This window comes from Nonomuraea solani, from assembly GCF_900108335.1.
GTDB lineage: Bacteria > Actinomycetota > Actinomycetes > Streptosporangiales > Streptosporangiaceae > Nonomuraea > Nonomuraea solani.
On record NZ_FNVT01000006.1, the window covers coordinates 455,919 to 482,157 of the forward strand.

At 67.6% G+C, this 26,239-nt stretch carries 23 protein-coding genes; 15 read left to right on the forward strand and 8 right to left on the reverse strand.

From position 1 onward, the window contains the following. The first annotated feature begins 48 nt into the window (after positions 1-48). Positions 49-306, forward strand: coding sequence for a hypothetical protein (locus C4V41_RS65890; protein WP_327537468.1), 258 nt, complete (start codon positions 49-51; stop codon positions 304-306). Here the strand turns inward: C4V41_RS65890 and C4V41_RS24925 are convergent. After that, positions 273-1,001, reverse strand: coding sequence for a GbsR/MarR family transcriptional regulator (locus C4V41_RS24925; RefSeq protein ID WP_103958321.1), 729 nt, complete (start codon positions 999-1,001; stop codon positions 273-275). The two genes, C4V41_RS65890 and C4V41_RS24925, sit on opposite strands and share 34 nt — an antisense overlap. A 224-nt stretch (positions 1,002-1,225) precedes the next feature. Here C4V41_RS24925 and C4V41_RS24930 point away from each other — a divergent pair, with 224 nt between their 5' ends. Beyond that, positions 1,226-2,296: a serine hydrolase domain-containing protein gene (locus tag C4V41_RS24930; protein ID WP_103958322.1), complete on the forward strand. Its 1,071-nt coding sequence runs from the start codon at positions 1,226-1,228 to the stop codon at positions 2,294-2,296. A gap of 34 nt (positions 2,297-2,330) precedes the next feature. On the opposite strand, the gene C4V41_RS24935 is transcribed toward C4V41_RS24930, so the two are convergent. Then, entirely contained in the window at positions 2,331-2,630 is a 300-nt protein-coding gene (locus tag C4V41_RS24935) for a serine hydrolase (protein WP_235030361.1), read from the reverse strand. Between the two features lie 351 nt (positions 2,631-2,981). Between C4V41_RS24935 and C4V41_RS24940 the strand changes: the two genes are divergently transcribed. Further along, entirely contained in the window at positions 2,982-3,641 is a 660-nt protein-coding gene (locus C4V41_RS24940) for a MarR family transcriptional regulator (RefSeq protein WP_200824202.1), read from the forward strand. Positions 3,642-3,827: 186 nt separating this feature from the next. Here the strand turns inward: C4V41_RS24940 and C4V41_RS24945 are convergent, their stop codons facing one another. Further along, positions 3,828-5,099 (reverse strand): MFS transporter, encoded by a 1,272-nt coding sequence (locus tag C4V41_RS24945; RefSeq protein ID WP_160150382.1) that lies wholly within the window; start codon positions 5,097-5,099, stop codon positions 3,828-3,830. A 562-nt stretch (positions 5,100-5,661) separates the two neighbouring features. Between C4V41_RS24945 and C4V41_RS24950 the strand changes: the two genes are divergently transcribed. Continuing rightward, positions 5,662-6,270, forward strand: a complete 609-nt coding sequence (locus C4V41_RS24950; protein WP_146103772.1) for a hypothetical protein — start codon at positions 5,662-5,664, stop codon at positions 6,268-6,270. A 238-nt stretch (positions 6,271-6,508) separates the two neighbouring features. Here the strand turns inward: C4V41_RS24950 and C4V41_RS24960 are convergent, their stop codons facing one another. After that, positions 6,509-7,393, reverse strand: coding sequence for a LysR family transcriptional regulator (locus C4V41_RS24960; RefSeq protein ID WP_103958327.1), 885 nt, complete (start codon positions 7,391-7,393; stop codon positions 6,509-6,511). A gap of 84 nt (positions 7,394-7,477) precedes the next feature. Here C4V41_RS24960 and C4V41_RS24965 point away from each other — a divergent pair, with 84 nt between their 5' ends. Both C4V41_RS24965 and C4V41_RS24970 read left to right on the forward strand, forming a co-directional pair. Continuing rightward, a complete protein-coding gene (locus C4V41_RS24965; RefSeq protein WP_103958407.1) occupies positions 7,478-8,416 on the forward strand; it encodes a Gfo/Idh/MocA family protein in 939 nt (312 codons plus the stop codon). Positions 8,417-8,934: 518 nt separating this feature from the next. Then, positions 8,935-10,602: a hypothetical protein gene (locus tag C4V41_RS24970; RefSeq protein ID WP_200824203.1), complete on the forward strand. Its 1,668-nt coding sequence runs from the start codon at positions 8,935-8,937 to the stop codon at positions 10,600-10,602. Between the two features lie 730 nt (positions 10,603-11,332). On the opposite strand, the gene C4V41_RS24975 is transcribed toward C4V41_RS24970, so the two are convergent. Both C4V41_RS24975 and C4V41_RS24980 read right to left on the reverse strand, forming a co-directional pair. Continuing rightward, positions 11,333-12,187 (reverse strand): alpha/beta hydrolase, encoded by an 855-nt coding sequence (locus tag C4V41_RS24975; protein ID WP_103958328.1) that lies wholly within the window; start codon positions 12,185-12,187, stop codon positions 11,333-11,335. Further along, complete coding sequence (locus C4V41_RS24980; protein WP_103958329.1) at positions 12,184-13,410, reverse strand: metal-dependent hydrolase family protein; 1,227 nt, start codon at positions 13,408-13,410, stop codon at positions 12,184-12,186. The genes C4V41_RS24975 and C4V41_RS24980 overlap by 4 nt, the downstream gene beginning before the upstream one ends. 92 nt (positions 13,411-13,502) lie before the next feature. On the opposite strand from C4V41_RS24980, the gene C4V41_RS24985 reads away from it, so the two are divergent. The 3 genes from C4V41_RS24985 (at position 13,503) to C4V41_RS24995 (ending at position 16,751) form a co-directional block, all read left to right on the forward strand. Then, positions 13,503-14,099 (forward strand): TetR/AcrR family transcriptional regulator, encoded by a 597-nt coding sequence (locus C4V41_RS24985; protein ID WP_103958330.1) that lies wholly within the window; start codon positions 13,503-13,505, stop codon positions 14,097-14,099. A 519-nt stretch (positions 14,100-14,618) separates the two neighbouring features. Continuing rightward, complete coding sequence (locus C4V41_RS24990; protein WP_103958331.1) at positions 14,619-15,851, forward strand: hypothetical protein; 1,233 nt, start codon at positions 14,619-14,621, stop codon at positions 15,849-15,851. A gap of 12 nt (positions 15,852-15,863) precedes the next feature. Next, positions 15,864-16,751: a hypothetical protein gene (locus C4V41_RS24995; protein WP_103958332.1), complete on the forward strand. Its 888-nt coding sequence runs from the start codon at positions 15,864-15,866 to the stop codon at positions 16,749-16,751. A gap of 109 nt (positions 16,752-16,860) precedes the next feature. Here C4V41_RS24995 and C4V41_RS25000 read toward each other — a convergent pair whose 3' ends face one another. Continuing rightward, positions 16,861-18,135, reverse strand: coding sequence for a methyltransferase (locus C4V41_RS25000; RefSeq protein WP_456093855.1), 1,275 nt, complete (start codon positions 18,133-18,135; stop codon positions 16,861-16,863). Between the two features lie 101 nt (positions 18,136-18,236). Here C4V41_RS25000 and C4V41_RS25010 point away from each other — a divergent pair, with 101 nt between their 5' ends. From C4V41_RS25010 to C4V41_RS25035, 6 genes are all read left to right on the forward strand, one after another. Next, positions 18,237-19,265, forward strand: a complete 1,029-nt coding sequence (locus C4V41_RS25010; protein WP_103958335.1) for a zinc-binding dehydrogenase — start codon at positions 18,237-18,239, stop codon at positions 19,263-19,265. Between the two features lie 15 nt (positions 19,266-19,280). Continuing rightward, positions 19,281-20,177 carry an NAD(P)H-binding protein gene (locus tag C4V41_RS25015; protein WP_103958336.1) on the forward strand — a complete coding sequence of 299 codons (897 nt, stop codon included), beginning with the start codon at positions 19,281-19,283 and terminating at the stop codon, positions 20,175-20,177. After that, positions 20,174-21,025 (forward strand): SDR family NAD(P)-dependent oxidoreductase, encoded by an 852-nt coding sequence (locus C4V41_RS25020; protein ID WP_103958337.1) that lies wholly within the window; start codon positions 20,174-20,176, stop codon positions 21,023-21,025. The genes C4V41_RS25015 and C4V41_RS25020 overlap by 4 nt, the downstream gene beginning before the upstream one ends. Beyond that, entirely contained in the window at positions 21,022-22,278 is a 1,257-nt protein-coding gene (locus tag C4V41_RS25025) for a wax ester/triacylglycerol synthase domain-containing protein (protein WP_103958338.1), read from the forward strand. The genes C4V41_RS25020 and C4V41_RS25025 overlap by 4 nt, the downstream gene beginning before the upstream one ends. After that, positions 22,275-23,882 (forward strand): HAL/PAL/TAL family ammonia-lyase, encoded by a 1,608-nt coding sequence (locus C4V41_RS25030; protein ID WP_103958339.1) that lies wholly within the window; start codon positions 22,275-22,277, stop codon positions 23,880-23,882. The genes C4V41_RS25025 and C4V41_RS25030 overlap by 4 nt, the downstream gene beginning before the upstream one ends. A gap of 95 nt (positions 23,883-23,977) precedes the next feature. Further along, complete coding sequence (locus C4V41_RS25035; RefSeq protein ID WP_200824205.1) at positions 23,978-24,562, forward strand: hypothetical protein; 585 nt, start codon at positions 23,978-23,980, stop codon at positions 24,560-24,562. A 31-nt stretch (positions 24,563-24,593) separates the two neighbouring features. On the opposite strand, the gene C4V41_RS25040 is transcribed toward C4V41_RS25035, so the two are convergent. Further along, positions 24,594-26,231, reverse strand: a complete 1,638-nt coding sequence (locus C4V41_RS25040) for an ABC transporter ATP-binding protein (RefSeq protein WP_160150383.1) — start codon at positions 26,229-26,231, stop codon at positions 24,594-24,596. Positions 26,232-26,239 lie beyond the last annotated feature (8 nt).

The window sequence follows — 26,239 nt, forward strand, 5'->3', positions numbered from 1 at the left end:
AAGACGTCTTCCTCGCCCTCGTCGGCACGAATGCCCAAGGAACCCACGATGACCAGGCATTTCGTCGGCGACACGGTCACCCTGCTGGGACGATCCCTGCGCCACATCGCCCGCGGCCCGGACACCATCATCACCACGGCGGTCATGCCGATCGCGCGTTCGTCGCTCACCGAACGCGTGGAGCAGGTCACCGCCCCGGCCGCCCGCCACGCTCGCATCAAAGCAGATCACGCCCTTGGCTCGCGCCGCGACGAGGTTGAGCAGGTCAAGCTCTACTCGTGCGCACCTGCCTGCGGCGAGGGGTAGACCTGGCGCCAGTGCTCGGCCGAGCGGACCAGGTCTTCGCCGACTCGGGTGAGGAACTGGCTCATGTTCTCCAGCCGCACGCCGGCGGGGGTGGCCGGGCCGAGGGTGCGGGCGCTTTGCCGGGCCATGTCGGCAAGCAGGGCGTTGGCGCGGGCGCTGGCCACCATGGCCTGATACCAGACGTCGTCGTCGATGACGTACCGCTCGGCCCGCCGCCGGGGGTCGCGTTCGCGGCGGATGAGTTCCTGGGCTTCGAGGTAGCCGACCGCCTTGGAGATCGAGGCGGGGCTGACCTGAAGGCGCTGGACGAGTTCGGCGGAGGTGAGGCTGCCGCTGTCGGTGGTGTACAAGGCGGCCAGCACTTTGGCCATCATCTGCGGGATACCGCCGTGGACCAGCAGGTCGGTTAGCCGGCCGGCCACCTCGCGCACGGTGCGCAGGTCGCGTCCGCCGGCGTCCGCCTCATCGCGTGCGACCGCGGCGGCGGTGGTCCTGCGGTGGTGGACGCGCCGGTCGGCGGCGCGCTGGGCCTGGTCGGCGTGGTACGCGCCGGGTCCGCCGTGGCGCATCACCTCACGCGTGACGGTCGAGGTGGGCCGTTCGAGGCGGCGGGCGATCTCGGCGTAGGTGAGCCCGCCGGCCAGCCCGTCGGCGATCTGACGGCGGTCCTGCGGGGTGAGCCTGTCTCCGGGCAAGGGTTGCCGCCTCCTGGATCTCGGTTGACGGACAGTGTGCATCCGACGGCGACTTCATGCAACTCGCGACGATCCCGAGTTGCATTAATCAACAATCTCCATGCAACGAAATCAGGCCGTTTAGCTGCTTGTATTCCGTTGCTTCGCGTATTCGTGATTGACGACCTGTCGTATGCAACGTAACTTTTCCACCGTTGCGAAGATCGACTCACGAAGGATGCCTCATGAACACCCAGATTCAGCGCCTGCTCGACGCCGCCGTGACCGAGCAGGGCTACCCCGGCGCGATCACCGAGATCCGCACCGGCACCCGGCGCTGGTTCGGCTCCGCGGGCGTGGCCGACACCGCCACCGGCCGCCCCCGTACGGCACAGGAGCAGTTCCGCGTCGGCAGCATCACCAAGACCTTCACCGCCACCCTGGTCCTGCAACTGGCCGCCGAATACCGGCTGAGCCTGGACGACACCGTCGAGAAATGGCTGCCCGGCCTGGTCCAGGGCAACGGCCACGACGGCGCCGAGATCACCATCCGGCACCTGCTCAACCACACCAGCGGCATCTACGCCTACACCCTCGACGAGGGCATGCTAGAGCGCTACTGGACACCCAAGCTGCTGAAGCACCGCTTCGACAAGCTCACCCCCGAGGAACTGGTCAAGATCGCCGTCTCGCACACGGCCGACTTTCGGCCGGGCCAGGGCTGGGGCTACTCCAACACCAACTTCGTGCTCGCCGCCATGATCATCGAAAAGGCCACCGGCATGTCGTACGCCGACGCCCTCGCCTACCGCATCGCCCGCCCGCTCAAACTGACCGGCACCTACGCCCCCGGCTACGAGACCGGCTTCCGCGGCCCCCACACCAGCAGCTACTCCAAGCTCATGCAGCCCGACCCCGACGCACCGGCCCACGACGTCACCGAGCTGAGCCCCTCGTACGCCTTCGGCGTCGGCGAGATCATCTCCACCGCCACCGACCTCAACACCTTCCTCAGCGAACTGCTCGGCGGCCGGCTGCTACCGCCCGCCCAGCAGACCGAGATGTTCACCATGACCCCCGTGCCCGACGGCAAATGGCTGGACGGCTACAGCTACGGCCTGGGCATCTCCTCCGTCACCCTGCCCAGCGGCACCACCGTGTACGGCCATGGCGGCATGATCACCGGCACCTGGACCTACCTGTACGGCACCCGAGACGGCCGGCACGTCGTCACCCAGAACGTGAACGGCGACTGGGGCATGCCCCCCATGGACCTGTTCATCAACGTCCTCGACACCGCCTACCCTGCGGCATAGCCTGATCCGACCGGTTTCACGGTGCTCGTACCGGCTACCGAGCCGACTTGGCCTTATCGGCCGACCCGCCGCAGAACACCTGCTTGAGGAGGTTGTCCCGCGCCTTCGCCAGATCGGGTGCGGTGTCTCCGTAGGTGATCGAGTGGCCGGTGACCTTCTCGATGAGTAGCCGGGCCAGCGTGTAGCCGGTGTTGGAGTAGCTCCAGCTCGTGTAGTTGTACAGCCCGCTGGTGTGCTGCAGCAGCATCCGCGCCGTGATCCGCCGGTCCAGCTTGAACTCGGGCAGGCAGTCGGCCACCGGGCCGTCCAGCTTGATCTCGCCGTCGTCCACCACCCTGCAGCACCAGGATCGCGACGAAGGGCTTGGTACTACTGCCGATCCGGAACCGCCCGTCCGCCGGCGGCTTCGCGGTCGCGCCGAGCTTGCGCCGCCCGGCACTGCCGGCCGCAACGTTCTCGGCAGCCTCTTGGCGTTGTGGGGGGATGCACTCATAGTCTCACTTTGCGATAGTACGTGTTTCGTGCAGGTCGAAAGCTATGTTGCATTTGAAATTGCATCAATTAGAGAAGCCCGTATGCCCAGGTAAATAGCCACAAAGTGAAGCAATGACACTGAGGTCGAATGCAAGACCGTGTTGCAATGGGTGGTGCGGAAGGCAACACTGGCGGCATGCCAGGAGGACGATTGACCCAGCAGGACCGCGAGCGCATCGCGTCCGGACTCGCCGACAAGCTCTCCTACGGTGAGATCGCCAGGCGGCTCGACCGGCCGACCTCGACGATCACCCGGGAGATCGCCCGCAACGGCGGCCCCACCGGCTACCGGCCCCAGCAGGCGCACCAGGCGACGATCCGGCGGGCCCGGCGCGGCACACCGGCACCCCCGCTCGCGACCACACCACCGGTCGCCACTTTGGAACAGGAGATCCTCGAAATGGCGATCAGGGCGGGGATGCCGAGGACGGCCGCGCGCGTGCATCACGACCTGGCGCTGTCCGAGGACGGCAGGCGCACCGCGGCCGAGCTGAGCCGCAGGCTGCAGGTCAGCCCGGCCTCCGTGTCCGTGGCCGTGAACTTCCTGGTCCAGCACGGATTCGTCCGCCGCGAGCGCGATCCGCGACGGCGTCGCGACATCTACGTGATCGACGACGACGCCTGGTACCACGCGATCATGATCAGCGAACGGCAGACACTCGAAACGGCGCGGGCCACGATGGCGGCGGCGAGGACGTACGGACTCGACAGCCCAGTAGGACAACGGCTGGCCAAGACGGCGGCGTACCTGGAACACGTCAGCCTGGACATCCTGGAATCGGCCGCCCGCTGGCGCACCCTCCTGGCGTAGCGAACCTCAACGCGCAGAGCCAGGAGGACCTGGAGCTTCGTCGCAGAACGGCTCGGACAGCATGTCCGGCGCTGAAAACGGTGGCTATACCTGATGCACTTCGTGCCGGCCGACGCCGACAGCGATGCGACCAGGTTCGAAGATCTCGCAGCGTTGCGGGCGCGCCGGCCGGATTTCTGCCGCGGATCAGCGGCCCGCTGCGGTTTCCCGTTGTTCATTGATCGACGACTCCACTGACTCCAGATGGATCTTCCGGCTGTCCGGCAGTCCCCACGCCGCGACGAACCCGATCGCCGCCGCCCCCATGATCACGAACGCCGGTGACAGCGGCAGGCCGGCCTGCGTGGTGAGCAGGTTGACGATGAGCGGCGGCAGGCCGGCAAAGGAGAAGGTGCCGATGGTCGACGCGATGCCGCCCGCCGTGGCGCGTACCTCGGTCGGATAGAACTCCATCGCCGCGGCGTGGATCGCACCGAGGCACAGCGGGACGCTGATCAGGATGAGCATGCCCCCCAGCACGGCCGCGGCGAAACCGCCGCTGCGGGCGACCAGGAAGCCGGGCAGGACGAAGAGCATCGACGCCAGCCCGCCCAACATGAGCGGCACTCGCCGGCCGAACCGGTCGCCGAGCAGCCCGACCAGCGGGTTGAAGACCACGAGCATCGAGATGAGGATGAGCGGGACCATGCGGGCCTGGCCGGCCGACAGATCGCTCTCCTGGACGAGGTACGTCGGGTAATAGACGAACATGATGTAGAAGGTGCTCCCGAGCCCGCCGAGGCAGCTCACCCGCAGGATCATGCGCCGGCTCCGCCGGAGGGTCGTCCCGATCGAGGCGTACTTGACCCGGGCGCGCGCGGCCTCGTACGCCGGCGGCTCCTCCAGCTTGAAGCGGAAGTAGAAGCCCACGAGTGCCAGCGGCGCGGCGATCAGGAATGCCACTCGCCACCCCCAGGCGTCGAATGTGCTCGCGTCCACGAGCAGGCCGATGATCACACCCGTGGCGGCCGCCGCCAGGGTGCCCAGATTTCCCGCGGCGGCGATGAACGACGTCAGGAACCCGCGCCGCTTCCGGGAGGCGTACTCACCGAGGAACACCGGGGCGACCGTCGTCTCGCCGCCCGCGGCGAATCCCTGCAGGAGCCTGCAGAGGACGAGCAGGATCGGGGAAAGCAGCGCCGCCGTCTCGTAGGTGGGAATGAGGCCGATGCCGGCGGTCGACACTCCGACGAGGAGGATCGACGTCATTATCGCGTTACGCCGGCCTACCCGATCGGCCATCACCCCGAAGAACAGACCGCCCGCCGACCTCGACAGGAAGGAGACGCCGAAGACGGCAAGGGTGGCGATCAGTGCGGCCTCCGCGTTGCCGGCGGGGAAGAAGGCCGTCGATATGGGGGCCACGAAAAGCCCGTAGAGGGCCAGGTCATAAACCTCGATGAAATGGCCGAGCGCCACTGCCCCTACCGTTCTAAGACGCGAGGGCTTCGTCCTGGTATCCCGCTCGCCGGTTGGTGTCGGCATGCCGCTTCTCCTGGTCATCCAGTGGGCAGAGTTTGGTCCCCCGAGGCGGTGCGCGTGCGGGTGCCCCGGCCGCGGGCACGTTGGGCGGGTCAACAGCAGGTAAATCCATTTCTTCGTACTACGGAACCGCCTGCCGTGCACCAACGGGAGAAACCTGAGCCCTCGCCGCGTCGACCCGGGCCGAGTGAACCGCTCTCGTCCCGATCGTGTCGCGCAGCAGGACGGCGGATCATTGCGCCGAACGCGCCCGGCTCGGACTCATTACCCGACTGCTTGTCTCACGGCCTTGTATGGATCAGTTTTGGGTGAGATAAGGAATGAGCGCCTGAGGTTTCCGCGACCGGCGCGTTGCTCACATCGGGAGCATTCTCCGCATGTACGAGCGGTCGCGCGGCATGGAGTACCTGCCTCAAGAGCGCGACCACCGCGGTGGGTCCCATCCTGCGTCATCCCCACGCGGCCAGCGCGCGGGGAATCCAGAAGCGGAGGATGCACCATGCCAGAACACCAGGATCTCTCCAACAGCCCGCAGGCACAGCCGGACGCGATCCACACGGGACTAGGCAGAGAACTGCACGTGAACAACCCCCGGTTCCTCAACCCGTACCTGAACCTGGCCCCCTACACCAGCCCCATGTCCACCGACACCGGCATCGTCCACGTCGACGGATGGGCCATCAGATTCGGTAACGTCGAGATCATCTCCGCCAACTACGCCAAGACCCGCAACCTCTCGCAGGCCCTCAATCTCAACGGCACCGTGCAGGGCGGCATCGAGCAGGAACTGCTGACCACCCCCGGCAAGCGCGTCACCGTGAAAATGCGCGCCGGGCACAACCAGTACACCCCCAACCAGGACACGAAGATGCACGTCCAGGTCAACGGCGACGCGAACACCCGTGTGACCTATCAGCTCGGCATCCTGACCAAACTCGTTGATCAGCCGACCCAGTCCAATTACTGGCACGAGGTGAGCTACACCTTCCGCGCCAAGGGGCACGACATTCTGCAGATCGACGGGGACGAGAACGGCGGCGTGGGCGGGCCCTTCATCACCGAGGTCCGCGCGTACGAGGCTGACTGGGATCAGGGAGCCGGCTCCTAACCGGACAGATCCCCGGCGGGGGACACGGCGGGAGCGATGCTCCAGAACGGGCCGAAGTTCCCGGCCTTGGAAGGCGGCCCGGCCGTGTCCCCGCCACCCACGGTCACCATGTCCTGGGAGCCGACAACGACGAGGTCGAAGCCAGCCGAGGCAGGCGACGCGGACGCGCGGATCGGCGAGCAGGTCACGGCCGGGCCGGGTGGTGCGGCCGATGGCCGACATCTGTTGGTTCGGGGCTTCACCGATTTTCCGTCTGCTCCTGGAGCAGGGCAACGAAGGCGGCCAGCGCGGGGTGGTCTGCGGCGTACTCCTTGACCACGACGTAGATCTCACGCCGCGGGACCGGGCGGATGACCGGGCGGCAGGCCAGGTCGTCGGTCGGGACGGCGCCCAGGGCCAGCCGGGGAAGAACGGTCACGCCGAGCCCGGCGGCGACAAAGGCCACCGCCGTGGAGTAGTCGTGGGCCTCCACGGCGAAGTGCGGGCTGAACCCGGCGGCCCCGCAGGCGTCCAGAACGATCTCCCGGCAGTGCGTGCTGGGCCATTCGTTGTCGATCCATGGTTCACCGCTCAACTGGGCCAACTCGATCTCCGTCTGCGCGGCCAGCCGATGGCCGGGTGGCAGCACCACCGCGTAGGGGTCGTCGAGCAGGTGGACCGCGCGGAATCCGGCAGGCACCGCGGCGGTGCCGGGCAGTACCACGATCTCGGCGTCGGCGCCCTCGTTGCCCAGGCCCTTGCCGAGCCGCAGTTCCACGTGTACGCCGGGGAAGCGCCGCCCGAACTCGGCCATGATCGGCGGGATGAGCACCGCGCCGGCCGTGGCGAAATAGCGGACCACCAGCCGCTGGGCCTTGCCCGCGCGCAGATCGGCCAGGGCGGTCTCGGCCTCGGCGATCTGGCTCTGGATCCGTCCGGCGTGGGTGGCGAGCAGCCGTCCCGCCTCGGTCGGCTGGATGCCACGGCCGACCCGCTCCATCAGCACTGTTCCGGTCTCACGCTGCAGGGCGGCCACGTGCTGGCTGATCGCCGAGGGGGTGTAGCCCAGGTGTGTGGCGGCGGCTTGGATCGAGCCGGTCTCCACCACGGAGCGGAGCACCATCAGCCGGTGAACGTCGAGCATGCCGCCAATAGTACAGTTTGCCTTCATCGTTCTTAAGAAATCATCGCTTGTGCTGATGTGTTCGTCCGCGGCAGCCTGGTGTGCGTGAATCAGCACGTTATCCGTCTGGGCGTCGTCGGCCTGGGTGCCATGGGGTCGGAAATGCTCAGCATCGCGGTGGATCATCCAGAGTTCGACGTGGTGCTGGCGGCCGACCCGGCCCGCCCCGCGCCCGGCAGCGTCCCGTACACGCCGGACGCCTGGCGCGTCATCGACCATCCCGGGATCGAGGCGGTCTACATCGCCTCGCCGCCCTCCACTCATGCGGCCTACGCCGTCCAGGCGATGCGGGCGGGCAAGGCCGTCTTCTGTGAGAAGCCGCTCGCCGTCGACCTGGACGACGGCGCCGAGATGGTCGCGGTCGCGGCGGACGTCGATGCGGTGAACGCGCTCAACTTCGTGCTGTCCGACCGCGCCGCCGCGATCGAGGTCGGCCGGGCGCTGCGCGCCGGGGAAGCCGGGACGGTGCTGGGCGTGGACGTGCAGTTGCTGTTCCCACAGTGGCCGCGCCTCTTCCAGCGCGAGGCCGGCTGGGTCGCCGGGCGGCAGCAGGGCGGCTTCCTGCGCGAGGTCGCCTCGCACTTCCTGTTCTTGAGCGATCGGCTGCTCGGCCCGCTGACCCCGTCGCACACCCAGGTCACGTACGGAGCTGCCGCCGAAACCGGGGCGAGCGGGCTGCTGGCCACGGCCGGTGGGGTGCCGGTGCGGGTGTCCGGGCAGGTGGCCGCCGGACCGGAGAGCTACGAGTGGACGCTGTACGGCTCTCAGGCCTCCTACCGGATCACCGAGTGGGGTCGGCTCTTCAAGGGCGGCGAATCAGGCTGGCGGGAGGTCACGCTGGACGGAACGCGGGGTGATGAGCAGACCCGGCTCACCGAGTTCGCCTCGGCGGTCCGCGGGAAGCCGACCACGCTGGCCGACTTCGCCGCCGGGCTGCGCGTACAGCGAGTGATCGAGAGCTTCCACAGCCGGGCGGCCAACTGACCGAAGCAGCGGAAAAGCTCTTCAGGTGGGCGGAGGAGCGGACCGGGATCCCGTGGGTGCCAAGAACTCGGCCGCCTTATGCGACCTGCGCGTATTCGTGGATCAGCCCGCCGAGGCGGTCACGTCGGATGACCTTGACATCGTCCTCGACCGGGTCGGGAAGGGCTCGCAGCGGAGCGGCCGCGAATTCAGGCGGCCGACGTAGCCGCCAGGATCGCCATCGAGAACACGCGGAACGCACCGCCCTGTTCCAGCATGCGGAACAGGCGGTATCCCAACACCATGAAATCTCCTTAGCATGGGCGGCCCACGAAAATCGACGTCCGCCCTCAGCCGAAAACTGCGAGGCGCTCAGAAGATCGAGAACTGGACATGACGCCGCTGTATGGAGGCTCGCCGCGATATGAGCCTCTCCCTCCTGGCCTATTCATAGCAGCACCACGCGACACTCCTGCCGATGAATTGGGTGCTTATCCCGGCGTGGGATCGCAACAGATGCCAACAGAGGAGAGTCGCTGGTGAGAGAAAACAGAGCCGGCAACGAGTTCGCGAGCATCGTCAAGTCGAACGTACGGAAATGCACACGCGAATACCGTGAGTGTGAAGAGACGGCCGCTGCGCGCCTGAACGGAGCCGATGGCGGAAACCCCAACGTCGGCGCCGCAGTGTTCCCCGTACCCGGGACTCTCGCCCATGCACCAGGAGAGCTGCCCCAGCCGGATCAACGCGGGGCAGCGCGCCTACGCGAACTCGACAGATCCCTCGCTGCCATCCGTGAGGCGTTTCCCGAAGTGGAAACCGATATGAGAATGTGCAGGCAGGCCGCCGAGATACTGGAAGGCGCCTGGCGGGAGCGGACACAGCCCGTACGCCCTCTTCCCCGGTCGGATGAGGCCCCATGCACCTGCGCGTTTTGCGCTCTCCTGCCCACCCCGCCCCCACGCCGTCCGGCCGATTACAGCTGGCGCAGAAGCGACGGCCCGCCCTTGGCAGTCAAGATCTGGCCTCATCGGCGGGAAACCGACTCTGTTCTGACCGGCGGCTGGGCATGGACCAGGAGCGTGCAGGACAGTGATCGGGACCGTGGTCTCAGGTTCCGCTATGAGGACGACATCCTCGTCTTGCACGAATACAAACGCGTCGAGACCGCAATCGATATCGACAGGACCAGAGAAGCCATCGAAGAAGCCCTTACCGAAAATTACAGCATCAACGGCGCTCGCGCCCTGGTCGTCGGCCTGTTCGCCGCATACAAACGATCCTTGGACGAGTACTGGATCAAACTGCACGCTGAAGGCCGCGTCACCCTCCAGCAATCCACGCCGTTCGATATCGCCACCTATTCACTCCTCCAGACCATGGACAGCCTGTTCTGGCACGTTCCGCCAAATGACGAGCTCTGGCAAGAAGAAACCCTCGCCACATTGGTCCTCTGCAGAGTCGTGGACGATATGATCGACGTCAGGGTCGACTCTCTCACCGGTGAGATCGACAATTTCTGGCTGAGCCGCATACCCTCCCATGAGAAGACCATGCTCGCGGCGTGCGTCATTGCCCTGATGAAATACGCGTGCATGCCCGAATCCCGCAGCGTGCTGTGGAACGCCCGACTCGTGAGCACCACAGTCGTCTGGATGGGTCTGAACGGCCGGCACCCCCTCTGGTTCGACGGCATCACCAGCGGCAGCCCGGCACCGGCAGACGACTGCGCACTGTGTCACCTGCGGCCCAACCCCTGCATCGGCCTCCTGACCGACGGCGTCAGCCTGCGCACGGCTCCTCAACGTCTCGCCGAAAACCTGGGGAAAAGCGCAGCCCGGCTTTCCGAACGCTGTCGGGTCCATTGCCCGCAGGCATGGCAGCTCTTCCATCGCGAACTGTCCTCCTTCGAAGCCCTGCACGGCACATGGAAGGGCGACGTCGAGGCCATGTGGGAAATTCTGCGACGCACCTACATCGCAGCCGTCGAAGCCTGGCTCGCCGGCGGCGCCGGTGCGAGGGAGATCCAACTCGACTCCGCTGCCGTCGGCGCAGAAATGTTCCACACGCTGAATCAAGGCACTCCTACCTGGCAGGACAACACGGCGCTGCTGTCCTACCTGTTCGGCTGCGCACACCCGCACTTCCTGTGGAACGGCCTGGGCTACGCACCAGGCAACCTCACCGGCGACTGGCTGGACGGCTGAACCCCAGCCAACCGGTGACAGCGTACAGACCTGACAGTTGAGCAATGGGACGGCGGGCCGAGGCGTGTCAGAGATGAACTCTGACGCGGAAGGGATCCCGCGGCAGATGTGCGCAGCACAGCTGTACTCCGGCCAGGTCTTTGTCGTAATCACGCGACTTCGCCTCCGTCGGATCGTGACGCCGGGCACCCTGCTGGCCGGGCACCGCCGCCTGGTCAGCCAACACTGGACCCACCCGAACGCGGCCGGGCGTCCACCGATCCCGGATGACCTGCGTGAGTTGGTGATCCGGCCGGCCAGAGAGAACCCACGATGGGGGCACCGGCGGATCCACCGCCGAATTACCGTCACAGGACTGATCAACGAGTACCACAGAGCAGCCTGATCACCCGGCGAACGCCCAGCTCAGCAGCAGTGTCCGCGTTTTGGCACCGCACAGGCCGCGCACCTCCAGAGAAGGAGACTCGAATATGAATGCAACATAGATGGCACCACGCCGCCGGGCAGCCGGTTCACGGACGATATGCACGAAAGGCCGATGGAAGTCTTGGGGCGCCTCTTGCTCCGTTCCATTCTTCCCCTGGGTGGCGCGCTTCCCGGCGCGGCCGGCTCGGGCTCGAAACGCGTACCGGTCGGGTGCGGCGAGTGGTGCCAGACATTCGGGACGGCGGCACCGGCCAGGAGCGCCGCCGCCCAGCGCGGCGGTCAGGCAGAGCCGCGGCGTCCAGGCCTATTGGGCACGGCAGGTCCTGAGGTAGCTGAGGAACGATGCCTGCAGCCCAGTCACGTGCGTTTCGTGCATGAGTGCGCTGGTGACGGATCCGCTGCGTGAGGTGAGGCGGTGAAGGAACGTGGCCGCGTTCTTCGCGAGATTCTGGTAGACCGCCATGTCTCCGAGGATCTCTCGGTCGTTGAAGGTCACGTGAAGCTTGGTGGCAGGCAGGGTGTCACCCATCGCTTGAAGACGAGCGAAGACCTGGCTGTCCGCATTGACAATGCCAGGGCTGCCCGCGCCGATGCTTTCGAAGAAGGTGCCATTGGTGAGCCAGGCGTAGAGACTGAAGAGTCCGCCGTAGGAATAGCCGAAGAGGCCGTGACCGCTCTGGGCTGTGCCGTAGTCGCGTTCGATCCGTGGGTGCAGGTCGTCGGTAAGGAAGTTCAAAAACATATCCCCGCGGCTGTCGCTCAATTCAGCGAGGTAGGCGTCGGCTTGCTCGCGAGTCGTCATGCCCGCTTCGACCCCCATCTCCACCGCATCGATGTACTCCTTCGCGATGGGTTCGCCGGGGGGCACGAGGTCGCGGTTGCGCAACCGCTCCCAGTGCTCTGCTTCCTCGCCCGCGTAACCCACGCTGACTTGGATGTAGGGCTGAATCGACTGCATGGGGTCCAGTTGCGTGACGATGAGTGGGGCGGTCATGCCCACGGCCCAGTTGCCGTCGAGCACGTACACAACAGGCGCTTGCGCCGCGGCAGGGTCGTAGCGCGGTGGCGTGGTGACCCAGACGCCGTAGTCGTGCCCACCGCTGGAGCGCATCTCGAAATAGTCGGTGTGGGCGAGGCAGCCCTGCCACATGGTGCTCATCTGAGGTCCTTTACGATTTGGCCGGCCTGGATTACGAGGACGGCGTTGGTAGGGTCGGAGAACAGTTCTGGGTCTTCGAGCGGGTTGCCGTTCCAAAGAACGAGGTCTGCCTGCGCGCCGGGAGTGATGACACCCACCTGGCCGGACAGGCCGAGGATCTCGGCGTTGGTCTGGGTCGCCGCCACGAGCGCTTCCATCGGCGTCTCGAGGGCTGCGCGCAGGCTGAGTTCTTTGCCGCGACGGTCCTGGGCCGGACCGATGAGATCGGAACCCAGCCCGATCCGTACGCCTGCGTGCTTGGCGACAGCGAGCGCCTTCGTCATCTGCTCGCGTGCGCCCTTGGCTCGGTCGCGGGTCGACTCGGCGAGACCGGCTCCGGCGGTGTCGTGCAGCAGTTGCTCGACGACAGCGAACGTGGGCACGAGGGCAACCTCGCGAGCGGCCATCAGGGCCGCTGTGGATTCGTCGAGGCCAGTGCCGTGCTCGACACAGCGCACCCCGGCCTCGACCGCATTGCGTATGCCCTCGTTGTTGTGGGCGTGAACTGTGACATAGGTGTTCCGTGCCGCAGCTTCTTGAACTGCAACAGCGATCTCTTCGACGGTGAACTGGGTGTCGGTCAGTCGATCATGTGCGCCCACCACTCCGCCGGTCACGCAGAGCTTCAGGAAGGAGGCTCCGCGACGGAAGGCTTCGCGAACGTTGCGTCGCAGCTCGTCCGCGTTCCCCGCCATCATGGAGAGGGCGCACAGGCCCGCGATGTGGTGGCTGCTCCACAGCTCGGTGGGTTCCCATTCGGCTCCGTAGTAGCCGTGCCCGCCGATCTGGCACTGAACAGGTCCACACGACAGGACGCGCGGCCCTCTGACCTTGCCCTTCGCGATCGCGGTGACGACACCGCCGTCGATCCCGCCGGTGTCGCGAACGGTGGTGAAGCCGGCATCGAGCGCCGCGCCGGCCGTGGCGAAGATGTCCGCCGCGATCTCGGCGGCGCTTATCTGAAACGAGAAGTGCGGCTGGATCGGGCTCGACAGGCCCAGATGGACGTGAGCGTCGATCAGGCCGGGCGTCATCGTCAATCCCTCGGCAACGAGACGCTCGCCGTACGCGCTGGAGGCACCGAGGTGGGTGATGCGGCCGTTCTCGATGGTGATGTCGAGGTTGCTGGGATCGCGCCCCGATCCGTCGATGACCGCCGCGCCGACTACATGAGCAGGTCCCATAGTCGATCCTCCGCCGTTGCGAGCTGACTGCGACCATGTGCGAAGCGACACGGAACCGCCCATCCGTCTTTTCCAATGGATAAACTGTGGGAGTGATCCTGTCAACTTCGGAACGCAAGGGCAGCGCGCGCGAGCGACTCCTGGCACGGCTTCTCGACGCCTTCGGCGAGGCCCTTCCCCCGCCGGAGATGTCGCTCCGTGAGATCGCCGCCCGGATCGAGACCAGCCACGCTCTGCTGCGATACCACTTCGGGTCGCTCTCGGGCGTCTTGGCCGCCATGCTCAAGGCGCAGCGATCCCGTGACAACGAGGCACTTTTGGAGGCCGCCCAGCAGGGCACCTTCGACGATTTCGTTGTGGCGATCTGGCGTACCTACACCCGGCCAGAGCAACTGTCGCGTGCCCGCGGTTTCTTCTACGTCGTCGGACTGGCCGCGTACGGCCCCGACGACTTCCGTGAGTTCGTGGAGTCGATCGGCGACCTGACCGTGATGCTGTCCTCACTCGCGGAACGCGAAGGGCTCGACACGAAGGAAGCGCGGGATGTGGCCACCGTCACCATTGCCGCGATTCGTGGCCTCCTCTTGCAGGAAGTCCTGACTCCCGGAACCCGCTCGGAGGACGCGGTCACCTTGATCCTGCGCATGAGAGAGGCCCGATCCGTTCCACGATCACGTCCGGAGCGTTAAGCAGGCCCTCGGCCGCTCGTCCGGCCGGACACGGTCCCGCGCCGGCACCGCGATCTGACGAAACGACGTCACGCCCATATCTGCCGGCCGAACCGGCCCGCTCCATCCGCGCCCTCATTCTGCGCCTGGTCCGGGAGAACCCAGGCTGGGGCTGCCGGAGGAGGGCTCACCACGCTCGGCATCAAGGTGGCAGGAGGCCGCCGGCCGGTCTCGTCGGGTGACCTTGATATCGGCGTCGACCGGATCGGGTAGCGCCCGCAGAGGGCCGGCCTGCCGCAAGGCCCGGTGCAGTCGATGATGCCCGGCTGATCACGTCGCCCCCTTTCGGCGGCGAAACCGCCTTCGCCGAGGGCCGCCCGTCCTAGCAAGTGGGCGTCGCGGCCTCACTCAAGCCGGCTCGGCCAAGAATTCGCCAGGTCCTGGTGAACCGCAGGTTGCCCGAGAGTGGGGCGTAGCCGGGCGCGGTATGACGACGCCAGAAGGCGATCGGGGGAGCCGGTGGACAGAGCTTTGGTAGGGGTGCTCGCCGCTGCCATGCTGGTGGCAAGCGGTTGCGGCGGCAGCCAGTCCAGCACTGGCGCGCTCGGCTTGGGGAAGGCCGCGCAGCCGGTCATCACGCCGGACCCCAGGCTCGGCCAGGCCAAGGACAGCGACCTTGCCAAGGCCGAGGCTCAGGTAGGCGCGGACTGCCAGACAACGCTGGCGAACCACGATTTCGAGAACGCAGCCAAGAAGATGGGCCAGGTTGCCTCCGGTGGCGGCGGCGAAGGCGAGAAAGCCATAGCGAGGGTCTGCGAGGCGGCGGCCAAGGCGAACATGCAGAATTTCCGCGGTGCGCTCGAAAGCGTCGACGAGGCGAAGCAAGCTACCAACAAGATCCATCGCTCGCTGCGCCCGCTGGTGGAGGAACTCCTCTGCCACACGGAGTACGTCAGCGCCGCGGCCGCAGGCGACCACAACAGGGCTCAAGAGGCCCTTGCCTGCCTCAAGGAGCTCGGACGCAATCCAAATGTCTACATCAAGCACGCGTGCATGGTGGCGCCCGACCCCACTGCTCTCCCGGAGTGCGCGACCGCTACCTCCTCACCGGCCGCGCAGGCGGTCATCACGTCGGATCCCAGGCTCGGCCAGGCCAAGGGCCGCGGCGACCTTGCCAAGGCCGAGGCTCAGGTAGGCGTGGACTGTCAGGCGATGCTGGCAAACCACGATTTCGAGGACGCAGCCAAGAAGATGGGCCAGGTTGCCTCCGGTGGCGGCGGCGAAGGGGAAAAAGCCATAGCGAGGGTCTGCAAGGCGGCGGCCGAGGCGAGCATGCGGAAGTTCTCGAGAGCCCTCAATGACGTGAACAAGGCAAAGCGGAATCTCGACAAGATTCATCCCGCGCTGCGCCCGCTAGCGGAGGAACTCCTCTACCACACGGAGTACGTCAGCGCCGCGGCCGTGGGCGACGAGAGCAGGACCGAAGCGGCGCTTTCCCACCTCAAGGAGCTCGGACGCGATCCCAGCGCCTACGCCAGGGGCGCGTGCACCGTGGCATCCGACCCTGCCGCGCTCCCGGAGTGCGCGGCCGTCACGCCTTCAGTCACCACGCCCGGGTCCCCTTCGGCTGAACCGGAGACACCGGTGACCTCTCAGCCCGAGGATTCCCGTACCGAACCGACAGAGGAGAGCACCTCCACTGAGTCACCCGCTGAAGAGACCTCCGAACCGCCGGGCACCGAGAACGGCGGACCCCATCCGACCGAGTCGTAAGCCCCTCCGCTCATGAGCACACCCGCGGGTGACGGCGGCGAGGCCGGCCAGGGTCTTGCTCGCGCGTGGGGCGTCCTCGCCCAGATCGTGACACCGGCCACCCTCATCGCGGCGATCATGATGTATTTCGGAGCGGTATATACGAACAACATGTACGGACAGCTCGGCGTGGATCAGAGCATGCTGGGCTTGTCCGTCCAGGACTACGTACTACGCAGCGTCCCGGTGGCGGTGGAACCGCTGATCTCTATCCTGTTGGTGTCCTTGGTCGCTTTCCTGGGGCACGTATGTCTGATCCGGTGCATGCCCAGTCATAACACCGTCACGACGTGGATCACCGCAGGGCTGATCATGTTCGGAGTCGTCGCTACCGCGGCAGGCACCATGACGCTGGTCGGCTGGGCGAAACTGCCGGCCGTCTACCTGCCGCTCTGCCTGCTCCTGGGTGTCACCGCGCTGGCCTACAGTGCCTATCTGTACGTCAAGGTCATCCCGCAGCGAACGCTCTCCCCCACGTACCAGCTCATGTGGCGCACGGTCTTCGTGACGCTCTTCCTAGCCCTGCTGTTCTGGTTGATCGCCGACTACGCGCAGCTCCGGGGGCAGGAGGCTGGAACCGAACACTGGGGGCGCTCAGGAGGGCTGGCGAGCACGGTGATCTATGCTCCCCGCCGCCTCTACCTAAAGGGACCCGGAATCATCGAGACCCCCCTGCCGGACCCGAACGCGATGTATCGCTACCAATACTCCGGCCTGCGCCTGCTGATCCATTCGAACCGGCGATATTTTCTCCTGCCCGCCTGCTGGGCGACGAGCCCGGAAGCCCGGGCGATCGCCCTTCCCGCCGACGATTCACTCAGACTCGAATTCTCTTTGCTCAATCAGGCGCCGGCCTGCTGACCACACACGCGTTTGGGACGGCTGTGAGCCCGCGTGCGATCGCCGGGCGGCCTTTCCCAGGTTGAGCGGCGAGATGGTGAGCCGATCGTGAAATCCGCGGTCCCGGCTGTCAAGGTTTCGTGGCGGTGATGACGGCATTGGCTCCGGGCGCGGTGAAGCGGTCGACGGTGACGGAGGTGAACCCGGTGTCGGACAGCCAGTCGGTGAGCTCGCCCGCGCTGAAGCCGCGTCCCCAGGTCCAGACGAGCATCGTCAAACCCATCAGAGCCGCCTCGGGCGGGCCGTCTCGCTCCTCGTTCAAAAGGAGCTCACAGATGAGCAGCCGGCCGCCGGATGGCAGGGCGGCGAAGCACTTGGCCAGAATGGTACGGGCGTCGTCGTCGTTCCAGTCATGCAGGATCGACGACAGCAGCAGCGTGTCGTACCCGCTGGGCAGCCGCGGCTCGGCGAAGAAGTCGCCCGGGATCAGCGTGATCCGGTCCGCCATCCCCGCCTTTTCGATCTTGGGGCGGGTGAGGTCGCACACGAACGGCAGGTCGTACACCGCGGCCCGCAGGCCGGGATGGCGTGCGCACAGTTCGAGGTCGAACGCCGCTCCCCCGCCGCCCACGTCCAGCAGGGCCCTGGTCCCCGACAGGTCGAGGGTGTCGGCGAGCGCCGCGGCGGTAAAGCGCGAAAGCGCGCACATGCCTTCCCAGAAGACCTCCACCATGCCCGGCTCCATGCCATCGAAGAGCGAGGTCCGCTCGCCGGAATCCCAGACGGTAGGGTGATCCTCGCGCAGAGCTTCGGTCAGCCGCATCCAGCCGGGATGATCATGCCGATCCAGCACCTCCACCCAACCGCCGAAGTAGTCGGGCCGGGTGCGCACCAGGTAGCGCTCTGACAAGGGCGAATTGACGTACCCGTCAGCTGCTCGACGAAGCAGGCCCAGGCTGGCACATCCCACCACGAGCGACTCGGCGGGACGGCGACTCAGGCCGGTGAGCCGGGCTATCTGCTCGACGGTCTGCGGCGGCCGACCGGACAGCTTGGTGAACAGATCCAGGTCGTTCGCCGCGGCCACGGTCTTCGAGACCCACACTCCCGACATCATTTCCATGATCGGAAGCGGGGTAGGGGCCTGGGCTGCGGGTGCTGGCACGCTGCATTCTCCTTGCCACGACTTGTCACGATGTCCGTCACGACCGCGCCGATCCGAGGAGCCATGCCGTACGGGCTCTGCTTCTCGGCACGATCGGGCCACCATGACTCGCCCGCGCATTGCCGGCCACCGCGTGTTCCATTCCATGGAACGGCTCTTCGAACGCGGCAACGTCTTGTACCCGGGCCAACTCACCGACCTGAAGGCCGACGCGGTCGCCATCCGGATGTTCCGCTGCATGGAACGGGCGTTGGCCGCCCGATCACGTGAATGCCAGGGTCGAGCGGAAGAGACGGAGTCCCAACGGCTCCGCTGAGCAGCCACGAGGAGGCGTTGCCGACATGCGTGCCGCAGTGCGCGGCGGGTCCGGGGACATCCAGATCGCACAGGTGCCGGACGCGCGAGTGATCGAGCCGACCGACGCCGTGGTCCGTATCGTCCTGGCCGCTGTGTGCGGCACCGACCTGTGGGCTTATCGAGGGCAGGAGGAGATCCCGCCCGGTCCCCGGGCGGGCCACGAGTTCCTCGGCCTCGTCGAGGAGGTCGGCCGCGATGTCCGCGCCTTGCGGCCCGGTGCGCTGGTGCTCGCGCCGTTCATGTGGGCTGACGGCGTCTGCCCGGCCTGCCGGGACGGGCTGACCACCTCCTGCCCCGACGGCGGGATGTGGGGCGGCGAGCACGACGGCGGCCAGGGCGAGGCGGTACGGGTCCCGTTCGCCGACGCGACCCTGGTGGAACTGCCGCCAGCAGTGGATGACGAACGTCTTCCGGCGGTCCTGACCCTGGCCGACGTCATGCCCACCGGCCTGCACGCGGTGAATGGCACCGGCGCCGGACCGGACACGGACGTGGTGGTGGTCGGCGATGGTGCGGTGGGACTGTGCGCGGTGCTGGCGGCCCGGCGGGCCGGGGCCCGGCAGATCATGCTGCTGAGCAGGCATCATGCCCGGGCGCTCGTGGGCCAGGACTTCGGTGCGACCGAGGTGCTGACGGGCCACGGCGATCAGACCCGCGACCGGGTGCTTGAGCTGACCCACGGACAAGGTGCGCAAGCCGTGCTGGAATGCGTCGGCACCCAGGACAGCATCGACACCGCGCTCGGACTCGTCCGCGACGGCGGCGCGATCGCCCTGGTGGGCGCCCCGCACGGCGCCCTGCCCGGCCCCGAGCAGATCTTCATGCGCAACCTCACGTTCACCGGCGGGCTGACGCCGGCCCGAGCACTGATCCCGGACCTGCTGGATGAGGTCGTGTCCGGCCGGCTGGACCCCGCGCCGGTCTTCGACCTGGCGGTGGACCTGGATGGAGTTCCCGCCGCCTACGAGGCCATGGCCGGCCGTTCGGCGATCAAGGCACTGGTCCGCATCTGAAAGGGCACCTTCGACATGACCATATTGATCACCGGCGCCTCCGGGAACATCGGCGGCGCCGTCGCCCGCGAGCTGGCCGCCGCCGGCCGGCCTGTCATTCTCACCTCTCGTGACCCAGGTGCGATCACGGCGCCGCCCGGCTCATCGGCCGAGGTCCGGCGACTGGACTACGACGACCCTTCCAGCTACGACGCCGCTTTGCGCGGAGCGACGTCGGCCCTCATCATCGCTCCGCCCGCCGACCCCCGCGCCTATGAGCGGATGGAACCGTTCATCCGCGCGATGGCCGCCTCAGAGGTCGCCCACGCGGTCGTCATCTCCGCCGTCATGGCCGAGACGGACGAGGATTTCTCGCTCAGAAAAATCGAGCGCGCCGTCGAGGAGTCGGGCATCCGGTTCACCCATCTGCGCTCCCAGTGGTACATGAACAGCCTGACCAGCGGCGTATTCGCGCCGATGGCGGCGGCGGGAGAGATCGCGCTGCCGACGGGCTTCGGGCGCGTCGCCTTGGTCGATCCGGCGGACGTCGCCGAGGCGGCGGCCGCGGTGCTCCGCGATCCGTCGCGGCACGAGGGGGCGGCATACGCGCTCACCGGCCCCGAGCCCTTCGACTGGCTCGGCGTCGCCAAGTTGTGCTCCGAGTACTTCGGGCGTCCGATCGATTACCGGCCCATCAGCGACGACGAATACCGCGCGATCTGCCGGGACGCCGGGATTCCCGGTCCCGTGGTGGAATTCCTCATCGGCCTGTACGCCGCGATCCGCGACGGACGTGCCGCCCACACCAGCACGGCTGTACGGGAACTGACGGGCAGGGAACCCCGCGACCTGCGAGCGTTCCTCGCCGAGGCCGCTGCGACGGGATCAATCCACGGCGCGGAGCCGCTCGGTTCCCCAGGCGGCGGACGATGACCGCGGTCACCACCGGTTCCGCGCCCCTTCGCCTCCGGGGGTGCACCACACTCATCACCGGCGGCGGCCGGGGTCTTGGCCGGTGTTTCGCGGAAGCCCTCGCGGACGCCGGCGCGAACGTGGTCCTGACCGGCCGCGATCCACGAACTCTGGGCGAGGCCGAGACTCGGCTGCGGGCCCGGGGCGCCAGTGTGGTCGCCGTACAGGCGGATCTGACGCGCGCTCATGCGATGCGCAGGGCCGTGGCGGAGGCGACGGCCGCGTTCGGCGCGATCGACGTCCTGGTGAACAACGCCGGTGTGGCGGGCCCGCACGGCCCTGCGTGGGAGGGCGACGCCATCGAGTGGTGGCACGCCCTGGAGGTCAACCTGCACGGCACGGTCCGTGCCTGCCGGGCCGTGCTGCCGTCAATGATCGAACGCCGCCGTGGGCGCGTCCTCAACATCGTGAGCGCGGCCGGACGCCACCGATGGCCGCACGCCTCCGCGTACTCGGTGTCGAAGGCGGCCGTCATCAAGCTCACCGAGAACCTCGCCGCCGAACTCCGGCCGCACGGCGTTTCCGCGTTCAGTTTCGATCCCGGGCTGGTCGATCTCGGCATGACGCGCGACCACCTCGAACAGGGCCGCATCGACGATCGCTGGTCCGACCAGATCTTGGAGTGGGTACGCGACCAGCGGCGGGCGGGACGGTTCACCCCGCCGGAACGCGCCGCCTCAGCGCTCGTCCGGCTCGCGAGCGGCTCCGCCGACCCGCTGTCCGGGCGGTATCTGACTTCGGACGACGACATCGACTCACTACTGCGCGAATCACAACTGCGCGAGCAGAAAGGCGGCCGGGGACGATGAAGCCCCACGCGAACCTGTGGACCAAGACGTTTCTCGGCATGGAGGAACTCGCCGCCGACCCATCCGACCTGTACTTCGGGTTGATCCTTCGCGGCCAAGGCCCTGCCCCCGGCCTGGAGGACCTGCGGCGGCACGTGGAGAAACGGCTGCCTCTCATCCCCGCGCTCACCCACGTTCCCGAGACGCGCGGCGGACGCGTCACCTGGCGGCCGGACGACACGTTCGACATCGCCGACCACGTCCGTACCGGCCAGCGGCCCGAGCCTGACATCGCCCCGCAGCCGGCGCTGATCGGCTCGGCCTCGCCCCGGCCGCTGTGGGGCCTGTGGCTGCTGGCCGGCCCTGGGGACGGGCAGTGGGAGGTCTGCTGGCTCGGCCATCACGCCTTCGGGGACGCCAAGGCCGTCGCGGAAATCCTGCGCGTCCTGTTCGGGGATGAGGAACCGGCGGCCACGGCGGAACCGCCGGGCGGCCCGCGACACCGCCCTCTGCGAGCGACGGTCGCGGTGGGACGCGTGCTTCCCGGCCTTCTCGCCACCTATCGGCCCAGCGAGCAGTGGCCCCCGATGATGGACCCACCCGGCGCGGTACGCGGATGGGCGCACACGCAGGTGCCGTTCACCACCCTGCGCGGTGTCGCGAACGCGAGCGAGGCCACCGTCAACCAGGTGCACCTCGCGGCCATGACGGCCGCCCTGCGCGGACTGGAAATAGAGAACGGGCGCAGGCCCCGGGGACGGCTGCAGATCTGCCTGCCCCTCGACCTCAGGGTCCCGGCCCAGGACGACCACGTCGTCGCCAACCATCTCGGGCTGATGCGCGTCCCCCTCCCTTGGGACCTGCCGTCTCCCGCCGATCAGCTCGCCGCGGTCGTACGCGCCACCCGTACCCGCACGATCGAGCGCTGGAAGCGCGCCTGGCGGGAGATCCTGACGAATACGCCGGAGCCGATCGGCCAGTGGGCGCACCAACGCATCGGCCACCCGCGCAACACCAAGCTGACCGTCTCGGCGGTGAACATCTCCGGCTCGCTGTCCGTCAGCGACAGCCCGATCACCGAGATCGTCCCGCTGCCCTGGCTGCCCCCGGGACATGCCTGCTTCACCCTGCTCGCCACCTATCAGGGGATCACGACACAGTCCGTGCTGACCCACGGAGGCACCTTCGCTCCCGGCCGCCTGGCGGCCCTGTGGGCACGGGCTCTCGACGACCTCGCCGCGTCGTTCCAGTCCGGGCGGTCACCGACGTCATGAAGCCAGACGGTAAGACCGTGACCCTGGGCGTACGAACCCTGACCCCGGAAGAGATCACCCGGTTCGCCGAGCGCCCTTCCGAGACGAGATTCGTACTGGATGAACGGGCTACCCATCGGATCGACGCCGGCGCCGCTCTACGGCAGAAACTCGTCGACGCGGGCCTGCCGCTCTACGGGGTCACCACGGGATTCGGCGACAGCGCGCGGCGGGTGATCCCGAAGGACAAGGCCGAGGCGCTGCAACGCGACGTGCTCGCCTTCCACCTGGCGGGCGTGGGACCGCCCGCACCGGCCGAAGTGGTGCGGGCCGCCATGGTGATCCGGGCCAACTGCCTGGCCAGAGGATCGTCCGGGGTCCGGCGCGAGCTGGTGGAACTGCTGCTGGCCTGTGTGGCTCACGACCTGGTGCCGGCCGTCCCGCAGCGCGGCTCGGTCGGCGCGAGCGGAGACCTCACTCCGCTGTGCTACATCGCCAACCTGCTGGCCGGGCGAGGTGAGGTCACGGTGCATGGCGAACGGCGGCCGGCCGACGACGCGCTGCGGGAGCGTGGGCTGGGACCATGGGAACCCGAGCCCAAGGAGGCACTGGCGCTCGTCAACGGCACGTCGTTCTCCTCCGCGTACGCCGTCATCACCCTGGAGCGGGCGACCCGGCTGGTCACCGTGGCCGAGCTGTGCACGGCCATGGCGTGTGAGTCCCTGTGCGCCGACCGCGGCCACTACGACCCGGTGATCCACCAGCACAAACCGCACCCGGGACAGCAGGCATCAGCGGTCGGTCTCCTGGCCCTGCTCGACGGCCCCGGCCTGTCCCGGGACCATCCCTTCCCTCTTGAAGGGAAACCACAGACCATCGGCGACAGCGTGAGGGAGCTCGAACTGCCGATTCAGGAGCCCTACTCGCTGCGCTGCGCGCCCCAGGTGATCGGCGTGCTGCGCGACACCCTGACGTGGGTACGGCGCTGGGTCACCGTGGAGATCAACTCGGTCGACGACAACCCACTGTTCGACCCCGGTACCGAGGCGGTCTACACCGGCGGCAACTTCTACGCGGGGCACATCGGACAGGCGATGGACGCCCTGAAGATCGCCGTGGCGAATGTCGGCGACCTGCTGGACCGCCAACTGCAACTGCTCGTCGACGAGAAGTACAACCGCGGCCTGACGCCCAACCTCCAACCCTCGACCGACGGCGACGATCCGGAGGCGGGAGTGCGGTTCGGCTTCAAGGCGGCCCAGATCACCTGCTCGGCCCTGACCGCAGAAGCGCTCAAGTCCGCCGTACCGGCCACCTTGTTCTCTCGATCCACCGAATGCCACAACCAGGACAAGGTCAGTATGGGCACCATCGCCGCCCGCGACGCTTATGCCGTCGTCGACCTGGTGGAGCACGTGGCGGCCGTACATCTGCTGGCCGGCTGCCAAGCGATCGACCTGCGCGGGACGGACAGGGCCGCGAACGCCGTGCAGCGAATGCACCGCATCGTCCGAGACAGGGTTCCCGCTCTGGACGACGATCGCCGCATGGACGCCGATATGGAAGCCGTCGTCAGCCTCATCCGCACCGGCGCCCTCCACCCTATCGACGACGGACCACGCTGACCGGCCGCCAGGACACCCATGTCCGGCGCCACGAACAATTTGACCTTGCCCCTTCATAGAGCCGCCAATGTTCACGATCTCTGTCCCTCCCCGCGATGAAGATCCCCAGCCGGGCTGCATTGAGTGAGGACCAGCGCATAGCTGCCCTCCGACGGCTGTTGACCGATACCGCCATTCCTCAACGCCTGCGGGTGGCCGGAGTCATCGTGCTCCTCTATGCACAGCCCCTTACCCGGGTCGTCCGGCTCACCATTGACGACCTCGTACGTGACGGAGCGGCCCTGTTCCTGCGGCTTGGCGAGCCGCCATCGCCAGTCCCCGCACCGATCGCATCCCTGCTTCTGGACTACATCGAGGCCCGCACCAACATGAACACCGCCACCAATCGCGCCTCGCGCTGGCTGTTCCCCGGCCGCCGAGCAGGCCAGCCCTGCCGCCCCGACCACCTGTCCGACCTCCTCAACGAGATCGGCATCCCAGCAGCGGCCGCCCGCAGCGCCGCCATCCGGCAGCAACTCCTGGAGATCCCTGCCCCCGTCGTCGCTGATGCCCTCGGCTACCACGACAAGACCACCGCCCGCCTCCTTCAAGAAGATGGCGGAGGCTGGAACCGCTACGCCGCCGGGGAACACGGAACGTCACCAACAGGCCCCAGGGGAACGACAACTCGCGACAGTTGAATAGGCGAGCTCACCAGTCCACGCCGCCTCCCTAACCCGCGCGCGACCCCGGGGTAACGGTCCCGGCGCCCCGGTCCACCAGCACCACCTGGTCTGTCGGGTCGATGCGTGGAAGCCGGTGCGCGATGATCACCAGGGTCTTCCCCGCACAATAAACTCGCAGGGCGTCGTACACCTCGTCCGAGGTGACGCCGTCGAGGGCGCTGGTGACCTCGTCGACGACGAGCACCTGCCAGTCGGCCAGCAGCGCCCTGGCCACCGCCAGCCGCTGACGCTCACCGCCCGACAGCTGGAGTCCCTCCACGCCGATTGGAGTGTCGAGGCCGTGCGGAAGGTGGGACACCAGGTCGTCCAGCCGGACGGCGGCGAGCACCCGATGGATGTCCTCCTCGGTCACGGCCTCGCGGGCGAACATCAGGTTCTCCCGTATCGACGCGTCGAACAGGGTGGTGTGCTGCGGAACGATCGTCGCCACGTCGCGCAACTCCGCGTCGCCGGCGCCGTCAAGCTGAACGGTTCCGGTGGCCGGGCGCAGGAGACCGGCGATGATCAACCCCAGCGTGCTCTTGCCCGACCCGGTGCGTCCCCGGACCACGGTGACCGATCCTGCGGGCAGGTCCAGGTCGATGCCACCGAGCACGTCCCGCCCGTCACCGTACCGGTGGCCCACCCCGCGCAGGGTCAGGCTGATCCCGGCCCCCGGCACGGGAGCGCGGCCCTCGTCGATCGGCCGCGGCTCCGGCAGGTCGAGGTATTGGATGACGCGCTCGAACTTGGCCAGCGAGACGTGCAGGCCACTGGATAATTGCAGAAGGGATTGGATGGGCTGGGACAACTGCATCTGCAGGATCACCATGACGATCACGGTCCCTGTACTCAGTCCGGAGACCGCCGTACCCGACACCCAGTACACCAGGGGCGGCACGCACGCGAACGACGCGCCGATGATCACATAGGCGGTGGCGCCCACGACTCGCTGCCGCACCGTGATCTCACCCAGTTGCCTGCACACCTCGACGAACCGTTCGAGCTGCCGGCCGGAACGACGCAGCGTCCGGCCCAGGATTACCCCGCCCAGGCTGAGATCCTCGGCGGCGAAACGCAGCAGTGAGGTGACGTGGCGCTGCCGTTGCCTGGCCAGGTCCTGGCGCCGCTTGGCGAAGCGATGGTTGAGCAGCGCCAGCACGTACGCCAAGGAGAAGGAGAGCAGGGCCAGCTGCCAGCTCAGCATCAGCATCGCGATGCCCGAGGCGACCAGCGCGGTGAGGGAGCCCAGCGCCTGGTGGACAGTGCCGGTGACGAACCGGTCGATCCCCTCGATGTCGCTGACCAGCCGGGCCTGCACCTCCGAGGTGCTCTCCTCGGTGTAGAAGGCCAGTTCCTGCGATTGGGCGCGGCCGTACACGGTGGCGCGCAGGCTGGTCGTCACCCGCTGGCCGACGATGTTGGTGAGCGCCACGTTGCCGACGTTAAGAACGCTGCTCGTGACTCCCAGGACGACCATGAGCACGCACAGCAGCGTGAGCAGCCCGACGTCGCCGTTGAGCAGCCCCTGATCGATGACCATGCGGGTCAGCAGCGGGTTGGCCACTCCCAGGGGCACGGTGATCACCACGATGATCAGCGAGGCCACCACCTGCCACCGATGCGGGCGGAACCAGGTGAGCATGCGCCGGA

Coding starts and splice junctions, on each gene's coding strand:
- C4V41_RS65890 (WP_327537468.1), top strand. CDS start 49: ATGACCAGGCATTTCGTCGGCGACACGGTCACCCTGCTGGGACGATCC.
- C4V41_RS24930 (WP_103958322.1), top strand. CDS start 1,226: ATGAACACCCAGATTCAGCGCCTGCTCGACGCCGCCGTGACCGAGCAG.
- C4V41_RS24950 (WP_146103772.1), top strand. CDS start 5,662: ATGCCAGAACACCAGGATCTCTCCAACAGCCCGCAGGCACAGCCGGAC.
- C4V41_RS24960 (WP_103958327.1), bottom strand. CDS start 7,393: ATGCTCGACGTTCACCGGCTGATGGTGCTCCGCTCCGTGGTGGAGACC.
- C4V41_RS24975 (WP_103958328.1), bottom strand. CDS start 12,187: ATGAGCACCATGTGGCAGGGCTGCCTCGCCCACACCGACTATTTCGAG.
- C4V41_RS24980 (WP_103958329.1), bottom strand. CDS start 13,410: ATGGGACCTGCTCATGTAGTCGGCGCGGCGGTCATCGACGGATCGGGG.
- C4V41_RS24995 (WP_103958332.1), top strand. CDS start 15,864: ATGAGCACACCCGCGGGTGACGGCGGCGAGGCCGGCCAGGGTCTTGCT.
- C4V41_RS25000 (WP_456093855.1), bottom strand. CDS start 18,135: ATGCAGCGGAACATCCGGATGGCGACCGCGTCGGCCTTCAGGTCGGTG.
- C4V41_RS25010 (WP_103958335.1), top strand. CDS start 18,237: ATGCGTGCCGCAGTGCGCGGCGGGTCCGGGGACATCCAGATCGCACAG.
- C4V41_RS25015 (WP_103958336.1), top strand. CDS start 19,281: ATGACCATATTGATCACCGGCGCCTCCGGGAACATCGGCGGCGCCGTC.
- C4V41_RS25020 (WP_103958337.1), top strand. CDS start 20,174: ATGACCGCGGTCACCACCGGTTCCGCGCCCCTTCGCCTCCGGGGGTGC.
- C4V41_RS25025 (WP_103958338.1), top strand. CDS start 21,022: ATGAAGCCCCACGCGAACCTGTGGACCAAGACGTTTCTCGGCATGGAG.
- C4V41_RS25030 (WP_103958339.1), top strand. CDS start 22,275: ATGAAGCCAGACGGTAAGACCGTGACCCTGGGCGTACGAACCCTGACC.
- C4V41_RS25035 (WP_200824205.1), top strand. CDS start 23,978: ATGAAGATCCCCAGCCGGGCTGCATTGAGTGAGGACCAGCGCATAGCT.
- C4V41_RS25040 (WP_160150383.1), bottom strand. CDS start 26,231: ATGCTCACCTGGTTCCGCCCGCATCGGTGGCAGGTGGTGGCCTCGCTG.